We start from the raw sequence: 13,738 nt of genomic DNA, 5'->3' as shown, positions 1-13,738 counted from the left end.
CCGTGAACCCCGGCTTCGGCCGGGGTTCGTTTTTTGGCAGGTGGATCACACCACATGCGGCGCGAACCGATGGCGCCAACTGCTAAAGTCGAGTGCATCACAGGAGGTTGCGTGAATACGGCTGTCGATGATTCCGTCGTCCAAACCGACGCCGAGGCCCGCATCGTCGATGCGCTGCTGGCCCGTGGCCGCTTGAAGGAAGCCGACCTGCTGCGTGCACGCCAGTTGCAGCGCGAGGCCGGCGGAGGCCTGCTTTCATTGCTGGCCCGCCTGGGCCTGGTATCCGAACGCGACCACGCCGAGACCAGCGCCCAGGTGCTGGGCCTGCCCCTGCTCGATGCACGCCAGCTGCCCAGCGCACCGCCGCCGGCGCTGGCCGATACTCCGGGCCTGTCCCTGCGTTTCCTCAAGCAGTTCCACGCCTGTCCGCTGGCGCTGGAGGACGGCGTGCTCGACCTGTGGCTGGCCGACCCGCACGACGGTTACGTGCAGCAGGCGGTGCAGCTGGCCAGTGGTTGTCCGGTGCGCGTACACGTGGGCGTGAGATCGGAGGTCGATGACCTGGTCGAGCGCTGGTTTGGCCAGGGGCGCAGCGCGATGGGCGCGATCGTCGAGACCGCCGACGGCGATGCCGGCGCGGTGGACGACATCGAGCACCTGCGTGACCTTGCTTCCGAAGCACCGGTGATCCGCCTGGTCAACCTGCTGATCCAGCGGGCGGTGGAACTGCGTGCCTCGGACATCCACGTCGAGCCGTTCGAGAACCGGCTCAAGGTGCGCTACCGGGTCGACGGCGTGCTGGTGGATGGCGAGAGCCCGCCGGTGAACCTGACCGCCGCGGTGATCAGCCGCATCAAGATCATGGCCCGGCTCAACATCGCCGAGCGCCGCCTGCCGCAGGATGGCCGCATCATGCTGCGGGTGCAGGGCAAGGAGCTGGACCTGCGCGTGAGCACGGTGCCGACCGCGCATGGCGAGAGCGTGGTGATGCGTCTGCTCGACCGCGAGACAGTGGTGTTCGACTTCCACCGGCTCGGTTTCACCGACGCCTTCCTGCCGCAGTTCCGCAAGGTGCTGGAACAGCCGCACGGCATCCTGCTGGTCACCGGCCCCACCGGCTCTGGCAAGACCACCACGCTGTACACCGCGCTGGGCCAGCTCAACACCGCCGATGTCAAGATCATCACCGTCGAGGATCCGGTCGAGTACCAGATCGAGGGCATCAACCAGATCCAGGCCAGGCCGCAGATCGGGCTGGATTTCGCCAACGCGCTGCGCAGCATCGTCCGCCAGGACCCGGACATCATCATGATCGGCGAGATGCGCGACCTGGAAACCGCGCGCATCGCGATCCAGTCCGCGCTCACCGGCCACCTGGTGCTGTCCACCCTGCACACCAACAACGCCGCCGGCGGCATCACCCGCCTGCTGGACATGGGCGTGGAGGACTACCTGCTGACCTCCACCATCAACGGCATCCTTGCCCAGCGCCTGGTGCGCCGGCTCGAGCCGGCGCACGCGCAGCGCTATGTGGCCTCGCCCGAGGAAATCGAGAAGTTCGGCCTGCGCCGGCTGCAGCCCGAAGGCACCATCCACCTGTACCGCCCGCAGCCCTCCGAGCTGGCGCCGACCGGCTATGCCGGGCGCACCACGATCATGGAATTCCTGGTGATGAACGACGAGCTGCGGCGCGCGGTGATGCGCCGCGCCGGCATGGGCGAGATCGAGCAGATCGCACGCGCCGCCGGAATGCGCACCATGTACGAGGACGGGCTCGCCAAGGCGCTGGCCGGGCAGACCACGATCGAGGAGGTCCTGCGTGTCACCGAAGATGCATGAGCACGACCGTGCCGTCGTGATGCGCTGAGCGGAACCGACGATGCCCCTGTACCACTACAAGGCGCTCGACGCGCACGGCGAAATGCTTGATGGCCAGATGGAGGCCGGCAGCGACGCCGAGGTGATCACCCGGCTGCAGGAGCAGGGCCACCTGCCGGTCGAGGCGCGTCCTGCCACAGGCTCCGGGCTCGATGGCGGGGCGCTGCGGCAGTTGCTGCGCAAGCGGCCGTTCGACGGCGCGGCGCTGGTGCGTTTCACCCAGCAGCTGGCGACCCTGCTCGGTGCCGGCCAGCCGCTGGACCGTGCGCTGACCATCCTGCTCGACCTGCCCGAGGACGAGAAGTCGCGGCGGGTGATCGGCGACATCCGCGACACCGTGCGCGGTGGCGCGCCGCTGTCGGTGGCGCTGGAACGCCAGCACGGCCTGTTCTCGCGGCTGTACGTGAACATGGTGCGCGCGGGCGAGGCCGGCGGCAGCCTGCACGACACCCTGCAGCGCCTGGCCGATTACCTCGAACGCAGCCAGGAGCTGAAGGGGCGGGTAATCAATGCGCTGGTATACCCGGCGATCCTGCTGCTGGTGGTCGGTGGCGCGCTGGTGTTCCTGCTGGGCTACGTGGTCCCGCAGTTCGCGCAGATGTACGAAAGCCTGGACGTGGCGCTGCCGTGGTTCACCCAGGGCGTGCTGAGCCTGGGGCTGCTGGTGCGCGATGGCTGGTTCGTGCTGCTGGCGGTGCCGGCGCTGTTGCTGCTGTGGGCCGAACGCAAGCGCCGCGACCCGGTGTTCCGACTGGCCTTCGATGGCTGGCTGCTGCGCACGCGCCTGGCCGGGCCGCTGGTGGCGCGGCTGGAAACCGCGCGGCTGGCCCGCACTCTCGGCACCCTGCTGCGCAACGGGGTGCCGCTGCTTGCGGCCCTGGGCATCGCCCGCAACGTGTTGTCCAACCGCGCGCTCAGCGCTGACGTCGGCGAGGCCGCCGACGAGGTCAAGAACGGGCAGGGCCTGTCGGTGGCCCTGGCGCGCGGCAAGCGCTTCCCGCGGCTGGCCGTGCAGATGATCCAGGTCGGCGAGGAATCCGGCGCGCTGGACGCGATGCTGCTGCGCACCGCCGACACCTTCGAATCCGAATCCGCGCGCACCATCGACCGGCTGCTTGCCGCGCTGGTACCCGCGATCACCCTGGTGCTGGCCTCGGTGGTCGGCGTGGTGATCGTGGCGGTGCTGGTGCCGCTGTATGACCTGACCAGCGCGATCGGCTAGCCCCGCCGGCCGCGTCGCGACAGGCAACCCTTGGACCCTCTGCAAAGGAAACAGGCAATGGCAATCACGCGTTCCCGCTCCGGCTTCACCAGCGCCCGCCGCCAGGCCGGCATGAGCCTGCTGGAGATCATCATCGTCATCGTCCTGATCGGCGCGGTGCTGACCCTGGTCGGCAGCCGCGTGCTGGGTGGCGCCGATCGCGGCAAGGCCAACCTGGCCAAATCGCAGGTGCAGACCCTGGCCGGCAAGGTGGAGAACTACCAGCTCGATACCGGCCGCCTGCCGGGCAAGCTCGATGACCTGGTGACCCAGCCCTCGGGCGTGGCCAACTGGCTCGGTCCGTATGCCAAGCCGGCCGAACTCAATGATCCGTGGGGCAATGCCATCGAGTACCGCGCCCCGGGCGACGGCCAGCCGTTCGAACTGCTGAGCCTGGGCAAGGACGGCCGCGCCGGCGGCAGCAGCTACGACGCCGACATCCGTTACGAATAAGCAGCCGCATGCTCCATGCTGCCGCGCCAGCCCCGCACTTCGCCGGCGATGCCCCGCGGCGGGTGCGTCCGGGTGCGTCGATGGCCGGTGTCTCGCTGCTGGAGATGTTGCTGGTGGTGGCATTGATCGCCGTGGTCAGCCTGCTGTCGGCCATGGCGATGGGCGGCGGACGCGACGGCATGCGCCTGCGTGGCGCCGCCAAGGAAGTGGCAGCGCAGTTGCGCCATGCGCGCACCGTTGCGATATCCACCGGTACCCCGCAGTCCTTCAGCATCGATCCGCGCCAGCAACGCTGGGAGGGTGCCAAAGGCCGTCATGGAACGCTGCCGGACGAGGTCGCGGTCGCCTTCACCGGTGCGCGCGAGGTGCAGCCGCAGGCCGGCGTCGGCGCGATCCGCTTCTTCGACGATGGTGCTTCCACCGGCGGCCGCATCGATCTTTCCCTGCGCGAGGCGGCGTGGCGCATCGAGGTGAGCTGGATCACCGGCGAGGTGCGCGTGGGGCCGCGTCCGGAGCCGGCGCGATGAGGTCACGGCAGCGTGGCTATTCGCTGCTGGAAGTCATCGTCGCCTTCGCGCTGCTGGCGCTGGCGCTGACGGTGCTGCTGGGCAGCCTGTCCGGCGCCGCCCGGCAGGTGCGCCAGGCCGACGACCACGGCCGTGCCGCGCTGCACGCGCAGTCGCTGTTTGCCGGCCTGGGTATCGAGGAACCACTGGTCCAAGGCCAGCGCAGTGGCGAATGGGAACAGGGCCGCTACCGCTGGACGCTGTTGGTCGAGCCTTTCCGCGAACCCGGCAAGCCGCTCGATGCGCCACTGCTGCAGCTCACCCTGCAGGTGCACTGGGGCGATGGCCCCGGGCAACAGATGCAGTGGCGCAGCCTTCGGCTGCTGCCGTCCAACGACATCGAGGTGCTGCAGTGACGCGGCGGCACGCGCGCCGCAGTGCCGGCTTCACCCTGATCGAGGTGCTGCTGGCCACGGTGCTGCTTGCCGGGGGGCTGGCCCTGGCCTTTGCCACGGTGCGTTCGGCGATGGCGGTCAGTGCGCGCGGCGAGGCGATGGCCGCGCAGGGCGAGCGGATGCGCGCGGTGGAATCGTTCCTGCGCCGGCGGCTGGCATCGGCGTTGCCGGTGGCGATGGCGCGTGACGAGTCCACCGGACTGCCGCTGCGCTTCACCGGCGAGGCGCGGCAACTGCGCTTCGTCGCCGACGTGCCCGACTACCTCGGCCGCGGCGGCCCCTACCTGCATGAACTCAAGGTGGTGGGTGAAGCCGACAGGCTGCGTCTGGAGCTGGGCCTGCTGATGGTCCAGGACGGCGAGCAGGTTCCCGAACAGCCTGAACGTGCGCCGGAGCTGCTGGCCGACGGGCTGAAGACGGTGACCCTGCGTTACCGCGGCATCGAGGCACAGACCGGGCAGCTGGGGCCGTGGCTGCCGCAGTGGGACGCGCCCGAGCGGCTGCCGGTGCTGGTCAGCATCGAGGTGCAGCCGACACAAGGCCCTGCGTGGCCGCCGCTGGTGGTGACGTTGCCGCAATACGGCAACGTGGGCGTGAATCCATGAGGATGCGCGGTGCCGCCCTCGTCCTGGTGCTGTGGCTGGTGGCCCTGCTTACCGCGCTGGTCGGTGCGTTCGCGTTGACCGCGCGCGTGGAGCACCTGCAAGGCCGGGTGCTGGCCGAGACCGCCGCCGGCCAGGAACGCGCACGCGCTGGCATCGAATACGCGCTCGTGCGCCTGCAGGGCTCGCCGGACCAGCCGGCGTGGCTGGCCGATGGCCGCCGCTATCGCTGGCAGTTCGATCAGGCACGCATCGACCTGCGCATCATCGACGAGTCCGGCAAGATCGACATCAACAATGCCGATCCGGCATTGCTGGCCGCGTTGTTCCAGGCACTGGAGGTTGAACCCAACCGTGCGCAACAACTGGCCGGGGCGATCATCGACTGGCGCGACAGCGATGACCTGCGCCAGCCGGTGGGCGGCGCGGAGGATCCGGATTACGCAACTGCCGGCCTGCCGTATGGCGCCAAGGACGCCCGCTTTGACAGCGTCGGCGAACTGCAGCGCGTGCTGGGGATGGATGCCGGACTGATGGCCCGGCTGGTACCACTGGTGACGGTATATGGCGACCGTTCGCGCCCGGATCCGCGCTTTGCGCCGGGCCCGGTACTGGCTGCAATGGGGCTGGACGCAGCGGCCGTGCTGGCCGCGCGCGAGGCCGGGGATGCGGCGGCCGTCATGGATCCGGAAGCGCCACCCTCGGCGCCGGGCAGCGGCACCTATAGTATCGAGGCCCGCGCGCAGCTCGACGAGGAACGCGAGACGGTGGTACGGGCAGTGGTGCGCAGTGGGCCTTCGGCCGTGCCGGGGATGGCCTATACGGTGTTGCGTTGGGAACACGGAACGGGGACCAGATGACGGCGTGGCGCGACAATTTCCAGAAGACGGCCACGCGCATGGCGCCCGGCGCCCGCGGGTTCTGGGCGTGGTGGCGGCGTTCGCTGCTGGCATGGCTGCCGCCGCGCTGGCAACAGCAGCTCGGTCTCTCGCGCGTGCGTCTGCTGCTGTGGCGAAACGGCGAAATGCTGCGCATCGAGCGGGACGCTGCCGGTCAGTGCGTGCTGCTGGCCGAAATACCGTGGCCGCAATCGCCCGGTGATGTGGAAGCGCTGCTGGGCCCACGCCTGTCCGCGCTGCCGTGCCACTGGCTGCTGCCTGCGCACAGCGTGCTGCGCCGCGGCCTGCGCCTGCCGGCTGCCGCCGCCACGCGTCTGGGCGACGTGGTCGGCTTCGAGATCGACCGGCAGACGCCGTTCACCGCCGACCAGGTCCACTTCGATGCACGCGTCATCGGGCATCGCGAGGACGGGCAGCTCGACGTGGAGCTGGTGGTGGTGCCGCGCACCACGCTCGATGCGCTGGCCGGGCAGGGCGGCGCGTGGAAGGGCGCACTGGCCGGCGTGGATGCCGCCGACGCGCAGGGCCTGCCGCTGGGGGTCAACCTGCTGCCGCCGCAAGCGCGCCAGCAGCGGCGCGACCCGATGCAGCGCTGGAACCGCTTGCTCGCCCTGGCCGCCGTCGTGGCGCTGGTGGGCGGTGGCTGGCAGTTGCTGGACAATCGCCGCCAGGCCGCGCGCAACCTGCAGGCGCAGGTGGATGTGGCCGCGCAGCGTGCCCGCACGGTTGGCGAGCAGCGCCAGCAGCTGCAGGACCTGGTCGATGGCGCGGCCTTCTTCGACCGCCAGCGTGCGCAACGTCCGCCGGCGGTCGAGGTGTGGAACGAACTGAGCCAGCGCCTGCCCGATGGCACCTGGCTGGAAAAATTCTCGCTGGAAGGCGGGCAGTTGCAGCTGATCGGCCTGAGCGACAGCGCCTCCTCGCTGGTGGGGCGGCTGGAAGGCTCGCGCCTGTGGCGCACGCCGGCACTGACCGGTGTGCTGCAGGGCGACGATGGCAGCCGCCGCGACCGCTTCACCCTTACCGCCGAGCTGCAGGCAGCGCCGGCACCGCGCACGGAGGCCGTCGATGGCGACGCAACCCACGCCCCGTGACCGCTGGCTAGCGCTGGCGCTGCTGCTGGCTGCGCTCGGTCTGGCCTACCTGGTGCTGGTGCACCCGTGGTTCACCGTGCCACTGCGCGCGACCGAGGCCGAAATCGACACCCTGCTCGAGCGCGAGCTGCGCGTGCGCACCCAGCTCGAACAGGCCCCGCAGGTGGCCGGGCGCCTGCAGCAGGCGCGCGAGCGGCTGGCCTCGCAGCCAGGCTTCCTGCCCGAGGCCTCGGCCGAACTGGCGTCCTCGGTGCTGGTACAGCGGCTGGAACAGGCGGTGCTGGCGGCCAGCCCGGGCAACCGCAGTTGCGCGATCAGCACCCGTTCGCCGCTGCCGCCGGAAACCGTCGAGAGGTTCACCCGGGTCGCGGTGCAGGTGCGCCTGCGCTGCGGCACCCCGGAACTGGCGACCCTGCTGCATGCACTGGAAAGCGGCAGCCCGCGGCTGTTCGTCGACAACCTCAACGTGCTGGCACAGCGCTACCAGCTGGGCCCCAATGACAGCGGCAACGGGCTGGACGTGGGCTTTGAACTGTCCGGCTACCTGAACCCCTCGGTCGTCGTGCCAAGTGCGGAGGTGGGCCGTGCGCGCTGACAACACCGACCTGCGGACCTGGTGGCTGGGCGGGCTGGCGCTGTGGGCGCTGGCGATGTGGATCGCCGCACTGGCCGGGCTCGGCACGCGCGTGCAGATGCTGCCGGCCGACCCGGCACTGGCCGGTCGCCTGCCGGCGTTGCCGGAAGCCACCGCCGAACGCATCGGCGGCATCGAGCAGTACGGCGAGATCGCCGCGCGTCCGCTGTTTTCCGAAGACCGGCGGCCGCGGCCGTTCCTGCTCGGTGGCAACAGCGAGGGGGCGACCAGCGCGGTGCGCCTGACCGGCGTGCTGATGACCCCGGGCGTGGACATGGCCACGTTGACCACCGAACACGGCCAGTCGATCCGCCTGCGTCTGGGCGGCCCGCCCGAAGCCGGCTGGCAGTTGCTGGCCCTGGAGCCACGCTCGGCGACCGTCAGCGGTCCAGGTGGCACCCAGGTGCTGGAACTGCAGGTTTTCAATGGCCAGGGCGGAATCGCCCCGACGCCGCTGGCCAGCAATGACGCAGCAACGGCCGCTGCGGCGGCGGCAGCGACCGGGACGGGCGTCAACGGAGCGCTTGCGCCGACGCCCCCGCCCGTGGTCATCCGGAACACGACGCCGCCGCTGCCGGCGGCCCATCCGGTGCCGGCCCCGGCGCCCGCGGCCGACGCGGCTGCCGACACGCCCACCTCGCCGTCGCCGCAGCAGATGCAGGCCATCCGCGATCGCATCCAGGCGCGTCGCCGCCAGCTGCAGCAGCAACAGCAGGCCCCGAACCGCAACGCCAGCCCCACCGGCCCGAACAAGTAGAGTGAGCGCATGACGTCACGCTTCGCATCGATTCCCGTGGTCATCGGCCTGCTGGCCGGTTGTGCCAGCACGCCCGTGCCCGATGTGCGGCGCAACCAGGATCCGCTGGTGGCGCCGGGCGTGGGCTCGGCCCAGACCCAGCCGCTGGCCACCGTCGAGCTGGTCGAAAGCGACAGCAATCCGCGCGCGGTGATCCGCCGCGGCACCGGCACGGTGATCAACCGCAGTGCGGCGGCTGCGCCGGCACCGTCGCTGTCGATGGCCGGCAGTGGCACGGCCACGTTCAACTTCGAGGGTGAGTCGCTGCACGCCGTGGTCAAGGCCATCCTCGGCGACATGCTCGGGCAGAACTACGTCATCGCCCCGGGCGTGCAGGGCACCGTCACCCTGGCCACGCCCAACCCGGTGTCACCGTCGCAGGCGCTGAACCTGCTGGAGATGGTGCTGGGCTGGAACAATGCGCGCATGGTCTACAGCGGTGGCCGCTACAACATCGTGGCCGCCGACCAGGCACTGGCCGGCACCGTCGCCCCGAGCACCGCGCCGCCGGCGGCCGCGCGTGGCTTCGAGGTGCGGGTGGTGCCGCTGCAGTACATCTCCGCCAGCGAGATGAAGAAGGTGCTCGAGCCGTACGCGCGGCCGAACGCGATCGTTGGTGTGGATGGCGCGCGCAACGTGATCACCCTGGGTGGTACCCGCGCCGAACTCGAGAACTACCTGCGCACGGTCGAGATCTTCGACGTCGACTGGCTGTCGGGCATGTCGGTAGGCGTGTTCCCGATCCAGTCCGGACGTGCCGAGCAGGTCGCCTCCGACCTGGAGAAGGTGTTCGGCGAGGAGAGCGGGACGCCGAGCGCCGGCATGTTCCGCTTCATGCCGCTGGAGAACGCCAACGCGGTGCTGGTGATCACCCCGCAGGCGCGCTATCTGGACCAGATCCAGCAATGGCTGGACCGCATCGACAGCGCCGGCGGCAGCGCCCGACTGTTCTCCTACGAGCTGAAGTACATCAAGGCGCGCGAACTGGCTGAACGGCTGTCCGAGGTGTTTGGTGCGTCTGCTGGCGGCAGTCGCGGTGGCGGCGACAAGGCACCGTCCCTGGCGCCCGGCGCAAACCCGGTGCAGCTGGACAGCGGCGGCCTGGACGGCCGCGATGCCGAGGTGCGCGATGGCGGAAAGGCGGGTGGCAGCGGGATCGGTGGCAGCGGCTCCAGCCGCGAGTCGATGTCGCTCTCGCCGCGCAGCGCGGGCAATGGCAGTGTCACCCTTGAAGTGGAAGGCGACCGCGTCGGCGTGTCGGCGGTGGAGGAGAACAACACCCTGCTGGTGCGCTCCACGCCGCAGGCCTGGCAGTCGATCCGCGAGGTGATCGAACGGCTGGACGTGATGCCGATGCAGGTGCATATCGAGGCCCAGGTGGCCGAGGTCGCGCTCAGCGGCCAGCTGCGCTACGGCGTGAACTGGTTCTTCGAGCAGGCCGTCAATGCACCGGTCAGCGAGGGCGGGGCCGGCCTGCCCAGCGCGCTCGGCCGCAACATATGGGGCGACATCGCCGGCAGCATCCTGCCGGTCGGCAGCGACGGTTCCGGCGGACTGGGCTGGACCTTCCTCGGTCGCAACGCCGCGGCGGTGATCAGCGCGCTGGACCAGGTCTCGGATGTCCGCCTGCTGCAGACCCCGTCGATCTTCGTGCGCAACAACGCCGAGGCCACGCTCAACGTCGGCAGCCGCATCCCGATCTACTCGGTGTCGGTGTCGGGGATCAGCGACAACCAGTATTCGACCGTGCAGTACCTGGAGACCGGCACCATCCTCAAGGTGCGCCCGCGGGTGACCCGCGACGGCATGGTGTTCCTGGACATCGTGCAGGAAGTCAGCGCGCCGGAAGGCGAGCCGGACGACAACGGCAACGTGCGCATCAACACGCGCCGGATGAAGACCGAGGCCGCGGTGCGTGCCGGCGACACGGTGATGCTGGCCGGGCTGATCGACGACAGCACCAGCAATGGTTCTTCCGGCGTGCCGGGGCTGAGCCGGATCCCGGTGCTGGGCGCGCTGTTCGGGCAGAAGACCCAGAACAAGCGGCGCAGCGAGGTGATCGTGCTGCTGACCCCGACCATCGTGCGCAACCCGCAGGAAGCGCGCGACCTCACCGACGAGTACGGCCGCAAGTTCCGCGCGCTCGATCCGCTGACCCCGCCTGCCCAGCGCCAGCCATGAGCCTCCCGTTCGTGCTGCTGCCGGTGGGCGTTGACGACGCCGCACTGGATGCCTGCCTGGCCGCGCTGGAGCGATCCACGCCGCCAGGCACCGCGGTGTGGCTGGCCGATGACGCCCAGGCCGGCCCGCGCGGCCAGGCGGTGATCGAACACTGGCAGGCGCATACGCAGATGCAGGCCGAATACACCCGGCGCGAGCGCAGCATCGGCGAGGTCGCGCACCTGGACCAGATGCTGCATGCCTGCGGCGATGCCGACGTGGTGGTGCTGGCGCCGGACACCGAGCCACTGCCGGGCTGGCTGCAGCAGCTGGCCGACTGCCTGGCGCGCGATTCCTCTATTGCCACCGCCACGGCCTGGAGCAATGCCGGCGAGACCGTGGCCTGGCCACGGGCCGGCGAGATCAACCCGCGGCCGACCGACGCCGAGCGGCTGGCCGCTGCCTGCGCGAGCATGCCGCCGCTGCATCCGGAACTGCCTTCGGCGCTGTCCCACGCGGTCGCGCTGCGTGGCAGTGCCCGGCGCAAGGCCGGCGGCCTGGATGCCAGCAGCTACGGCTCGCGCTACGCCGCGCTGGCCGATCTCAGCCTGCGCATGGCCGGGCTGGGCTGGCGCAACGCACTGTGCGAGACCGCGTTCGTGGCCAGCCACCGCGAGGGCATGCCCGCCGATGGCGACCTTGATGCCTTGACCAGCCGCTGGCCGAACTGGCCGTCGCGGCTGGCCGCATTCCTGATGCAGGACCCGCTGCGGCAGGCGCGTGCGCAACTGCAGCAGCGCTACGAGCAGGCGATAATGCCGGCGGCCCAGCGCGACCTGTTCGACGCCTGAGCCGTCCTTCCAGGCCGGAGTCGCCGTGAGCCACGCCATCACCGCCGTCGTCGTGACGTTCCATAGCGGCAGCACCATCGACCGCTGCCTGCGCTGCCTGCGCGCGGCGGCCGACGTGGCCGAGATCCGCGTGGTCGACAACGCCTCGGCCGATGACACGCTGCAGATCGTGCAGCAGCACGCATTGGCCGATGCGCGCGTGCGCTTCATCGCCAACCCGGACAACCCGGGCTTTGCCACTGCCTGCAACCAGGGCGCGGTCGAAGGCAGTGCACCGTGGCTGGCCTTCATCAATCCCGACCTGATGGTCGAGCCCGAAACGCTGGCCCGCCTGCGCGAACTGGCGCAGGGGCGCGGCGACTGCGTGCTGGGCGTGGAGCAGGTCGATGTGCAGGGCAGGGCCGACGAGGCGGTGCGCCGCCGTGACCCGGATTTCGCCGCGATGCTGCGCTCGCCCGGTGCCGGTTCGCGGCTGGCGGTGGCAGCGGACCGCTCGCGCCAGCTGCAGGAGGTCGACGCCATTTCCGGAGCGCTGATGCTGATGCCGCGCGCGCTGTTCGGTCGCCTCGGCGGCTGGGACGCCGGCTACCGCCTGCATGCCGAGGACCTGGACCTGTGCCGCCGCGCGCGCCAGGCCGGGGCCGTGGTGGCCATCGCCAACGGCCTGCAGGTGCTGCACGTGCGCGGGGTCTCGAGCCGGGCACGGCCATTCTTCGTCGAGTGGCACAAGCATCGCGGGATGTGGCGCTACTTCGGAAAATTCGAGGCGGCCAGCCGGCCGTGGCCGATGCGCATGGCGGTGTGGCTGGCGATCTGGGCGCATGCCGCGGTGCAGGTCCCGCGCATCCTGCTGCGCGGCTGAGCCGGGCAGCGCCATCACTGGTGGCGGGGATGGGGGCCGGCATAATGCGGCCATGATCATCCAGTCCCTGCTCGACACCGACCTGTACAAGTTCACGATGATGCAGGCGGTGCTGCACCAGTACCCCGGCGCGATCGTCCAGTACCGGTTCAAGTGCCGCACGCCCGGCATCGACCTTGCGCAGTTCATCGACCAGATCAACGTCGAGATCGACCACCTGTGCAGCCTGCGCTTCAGCGACGAAGAGCTGGCGTACATGCGCGGGCTGCGCTACATCAAGAACGACTTCGTCGATTTCCTCGGCCTGTTCCACCTGGATCGCAAGTACATCGACCTGCGTCCCTCGGCCAGCGTGCCGGGCGAGATCGAACTGGACATCACCGGGCCGTGGCTGCACACGATCCTGTTCGAGGTGCCGCTGCTGGCGATCATCAACGAGGTCTGGTTCCGCAACACCACCACCGCCGACTTCGCCGAGGGTGAGCGCCGGCTCGCGGCCAAGACCGCGCTGCTGCGCGACGCACCGGGTTTCGAGCTGTGCCGCATCGCCGATTACGGCACCCGCCGGCGCTATTCGCACCAGTGGCACGGGCACATGCTGCCGCTGATCCGCGACCAGCTCGGCAGCCAGTTCGTCGGCACCTCCAACGTGCATTTCGCGCGGCTGTACGGCATGACCCCGCACGGCACCATGGCCCATGAGTGGCTGCAGGCCTTCCAGGCACTGGGCCCGCGCCTGGTCGACTCGCAATCGGCCGCGCTGGAAGGCTGGGCGCGCGAGTACCGCGGCGACCTCGGCATCGCGCTGTCGGACGTGGTCGGGCTCAATGCCTTCCTGCGCGACTTCGACATGTACTTCTGCAAGCTGTTCGACGGCATCCGCCACGATTCGGGCGATCCGTTTGCCTGGGGCGACCGTATCATCGAGCACCTCAAGGCCAACAAGACCGATCCGCTGAGCAAGGTGCTGGTCTTCAGCGACGGCCTGGACATCGCCAAGGTGATGGAACTGTACGACTACTTCCGCGGCCGCAGCCAGGTCGCCTTCGGCGTCGGTACCCACCTGACCAATGACCTGGGCCCCAAGCCGCTGAACATCGTGATCAAGATGATCCGCTGCAACGGCCAGCCGGTGGCAAAGCTGTCCGACTCGCCGGGCAAGAGCATGTGTGACGACCCCGGCTACCTGTCCTATCTGCGCCAGGTGTTCGAGCTGCCCCCGGAAGCCTGAGCCCCCCTTCCTGCGTGGTTCCGGCGGCCCGCACACGCGCAGCACCACCTTCTCAA

General features: G+C 70.0%; 14 protein-coding genes. All 14 read left to right on the top strand.

All coding sequences use genetic code 11. The annotated features are described in order from the left end of the window. The first annotated feature begins 111 nt into the window (after positions 1-111). From gspE to pncB, 14 genes are read left to right on the top strand one after another with little or no spacing between them, the layout of a single operon-like run. Positions 112-1,839 (top strand): type II secretion system ATPase GspE, encoded by a 1,728-nt coding sequence (gene gspE / locus LG380_RS09705; protein WP_225764847.1) that lies wholly within the window; start codon positions 112-114, stop codon positions 1,837-1,839. A gap of 40 nt (positions 1,840-1,879) precedes the next feature. Further along, positions 1,880-3,100 carry a type II secretion system F family protein gene (locus LG380_RS09700; protein ID WP_225764845.1) on the top strand — a complete coding sequence of 407 codons (1,221 nt, stop codon included), beginning with the start codon at positions 1,880-1,882 and terminating at the stop codon, positions 3,098-3,100. A 57-nt stretch (positions 3,101-3,157) separates the two neighbouring features. After that, complete coding sequence (gene gspG / locus LG380_RS09695; RefSeq protein ID WP_225764843.1) at positions 3,158-3,592, top strand: type II secretion system major pseudopilin GspG; 435 nt, start codon at positions 3,158-3,160, stop codon at positions 3,590-3,592. An 8-nt stretch (positions 3,593-3,600) separates the two neighbouring features. Then, positions 3,601-4,119 carry a GspH/FimT family pseudopilin gene (locus tag LG380_RS09690; protein WP_225764841.1) on the top strand — a complete coding sequence of 173 codons (519 nt, stop codon included), beginning with the start codon at positions 3,601-3,603 and terminating at the stop codon, positions 4,117-4,119. Then, positions 4,116-4,514, top strand: a complete 399-nt coding sequence (locus LG380_RS09685; protein WP_225764839.1) for a prepilin-type N-terminal cleavage/methylation domain-containing protein — start codon at positions 4,116-4,118, stop codon at positions 4,512-4,514. The genes LG380_RS09690 and LG380_RS09685 overlap by 4 nt, the downstream gene beginning before the upstream one ends. Further along, positions 4,511-5,158: a type II secretion system protein J gene (locus LG380_RS09680; protein ID WP_225764838.1), complete on the top strand. Its 648-nt coding sequence runs from the start codon at positions 4,511-4,513 to the stop codon at positions 5,156-5,158. The genes LG380_RS09685 and LG380_RS09680 overlap by 4 nt, the downstream gene beginning before the upstream one ends. Next, complete coding sequence (locus LG380_RS09675; RefSeq protein ID WP_225764837.1) at positions 5,155-6,015, top strand: type II secretion system protein GspK; 861 nt, start codon at positions 5,155-5,157, stop codon at positions 6,013-6,015. Before LG380_RS09680 ends, LG380_RS09675 begins: the two co-directional genes overlap by 4 nt. Continuing rightward, positions 6,012-7,148: a PilN domain-containing protein gene (locus tag LG380_RS09670; RefSeq protein ID WP_225764836.1), complete on the top strand. Its 1,137-nt coding sequence runs from the start codon at positions 6,012-6,014 to the stop codon at positions 7,146-7,148. The genes LG380_RS09675 and LG380_RS09670 overlap by 4 nt, the downstream gene beginning before the upstream one ends. Then, on the top strand, positions 7,123-7,743 hold the full coding sequence (gene gspM, locus LG380_RS09665; RefSeq protein ID WP_225764835.1) for a type II secretion system protein GspM: 621 nt from the start codon (positions 7,123-7,125) through the stop codon (positions 7,741-7,743). The genes LG380_RS09670 and gspM overlap by 26 nt, the downstream gene beginning before the upstream one ends. A 55-nt stretch (positions 7,744-7,798) precedes the next feature. Beyond that, the gene (locus LG380_RS09660; protein ID WP_225766553.1) at positions 7,799-8,539 is read left to right on the top strand and encodes a general secretion pathway protein GspN; all 741 of its coding nucleotides are present in this window, start codon (positions 7,799-7,801) and stop codon (positions 8,537-8,539) included. Positions 8,540-8,548: 9 nt separating this feature from the next. Then, positions 8,549-10,759, top strand: a complete 2,211-nt coding sequence (gene gspD / locus LG380_RS09655; RefSeq protein ID WP_225764834.1) for a type II secretion system secretin GspD — start codon at positions 8,549-8,551, stop codon at positions 10,757-10,759. After that, on the top strand, positions 10,756-11,589 hold the full coding sequence (locus LG380_RS09650) for a glycosyltransferase (protein ID WP_225764833.1): 834 nt from the start codon (positions 10,756-10,758) through the stop codon (positions 11,587-11,589). Before gspD ends, LG380_RS09650 begins: the two co-directional genes overlap by 4 nt. Before the next feature lie 25 nt (positions 11,590-11,614). Further along, positions 11,615-12,451: a glycosyltransferase family 2 protein gene (locus LG380_RS09645; RefSeq protein ID WP_225764832.1), complete on the top strand. Its 837-nt coding sequence runs from the start codon at positions 11,615-11,617 to the stop codon at positions 12,449-12,451. 52 nt (positions 12,452-12,503) lie between these two features. Further along, entirely contained in the window at positions 12,504-13,682 is a 1,179-nt protein-coding gene (pncB, locus tag LG380_RS09640) for a nicotinate phosphoribosyltransferase (protein WP_225764831.1), read from the top strand. Positions 13,683-13,738: the final 56 nt, after the last annotated feature.

The organism is Stenotrophomonas sp. Marseille-Q4652, assembly GCF_916618915.1.
In the GTDB taxonomy this organism is placed as follows: domain Bacteria; phylum Pseudomonadota; class Gammaproteobacteria; order Xanthomonadales; family Xanthomonadaceae; genus Stenotrophomonas.
The sequence above is the reverse complement of the archived record's forward strand: the minus strand, read 5'-3'. Positions and strand labels throughout refer to the sequence as shown.

Bases quoted from the DNA above. Each gene is read 5' to 3' on its own strand.
- LG380_RS09670 (WP_225764836.1), top strand. From the start codon at position 6,012: ATGACGGCGTGGCGCGACAATTTCCAGAAGACGGCCACGCGCATGGCG.
- gspD (WP_225764834.1), top strand. From the start codon at position 8,549: ATGACGTCACGCTTCGCATCGATTCCCGTGGTCATCGGCCTGCTGGCC.
- LG380_RS09650 (WP_225764833.1), top strand. From the start codon at position 10,756: ATGAGCCTCCCGTTCGTGCTGCTGCCGGTGGGCGTTGACGACGCCGCA.
- LG380_RS09685 (WP_225764839.1), top strand. From the start codon at position 4,116: ATGAGGTCACGGCAGCGTGGCTATTCGCTGCTGGAAGTCATCGTCGCC.
- LG380_RS09700 (WP_225764845.1), top strand. From the start codon at position 1,880: ATGCCCCTGTACCACTACAAGGCGCTCGACGCGCACGGCGAAATGCTT.
- LG380_RS09690 (WP_225764841.1), top strand. From the start codon at position 3,601: ATGCTCCATGCTGCCGCGCCAGCCCCGCACTTCGCCGGCGATGCCCCG.
- gspG (WP_225764843.1), top strand. From the start codon at position 3,158: ATGGCAATCACGCGTTCCCGCTCCGGCTTCACCAGCGCCCGCCGCCAG.
- pncB (WP_225764831.1), top strand. From the start codon at position 12,504: ATGATCATCCAGTCCCTGCTCGACACCGACCTGTACAAGTTCACGATG.
- gspM (WP_225764835.1), top strand. From the start codon at position 7,123: ATGGCGACGCAACCCACGCCCCGTGACCGCTGGCTAGCGCTGGCGCTG.
- LG380_RS09660 (WP_225766553.1), top strand. From the start codon at position 7,799: ATGTGGATCGCCGCACTGGCCGGGCTCGGCACGCGCGTGCAGATGCTG.
- LG380_RS09675 (WP_225764837.1), top strand. From the start codon at position 5,155: ATGAGGATGCGCGGTGCCGCCCTCGTCCTGGTGCTGTGGCTGGTGGCC.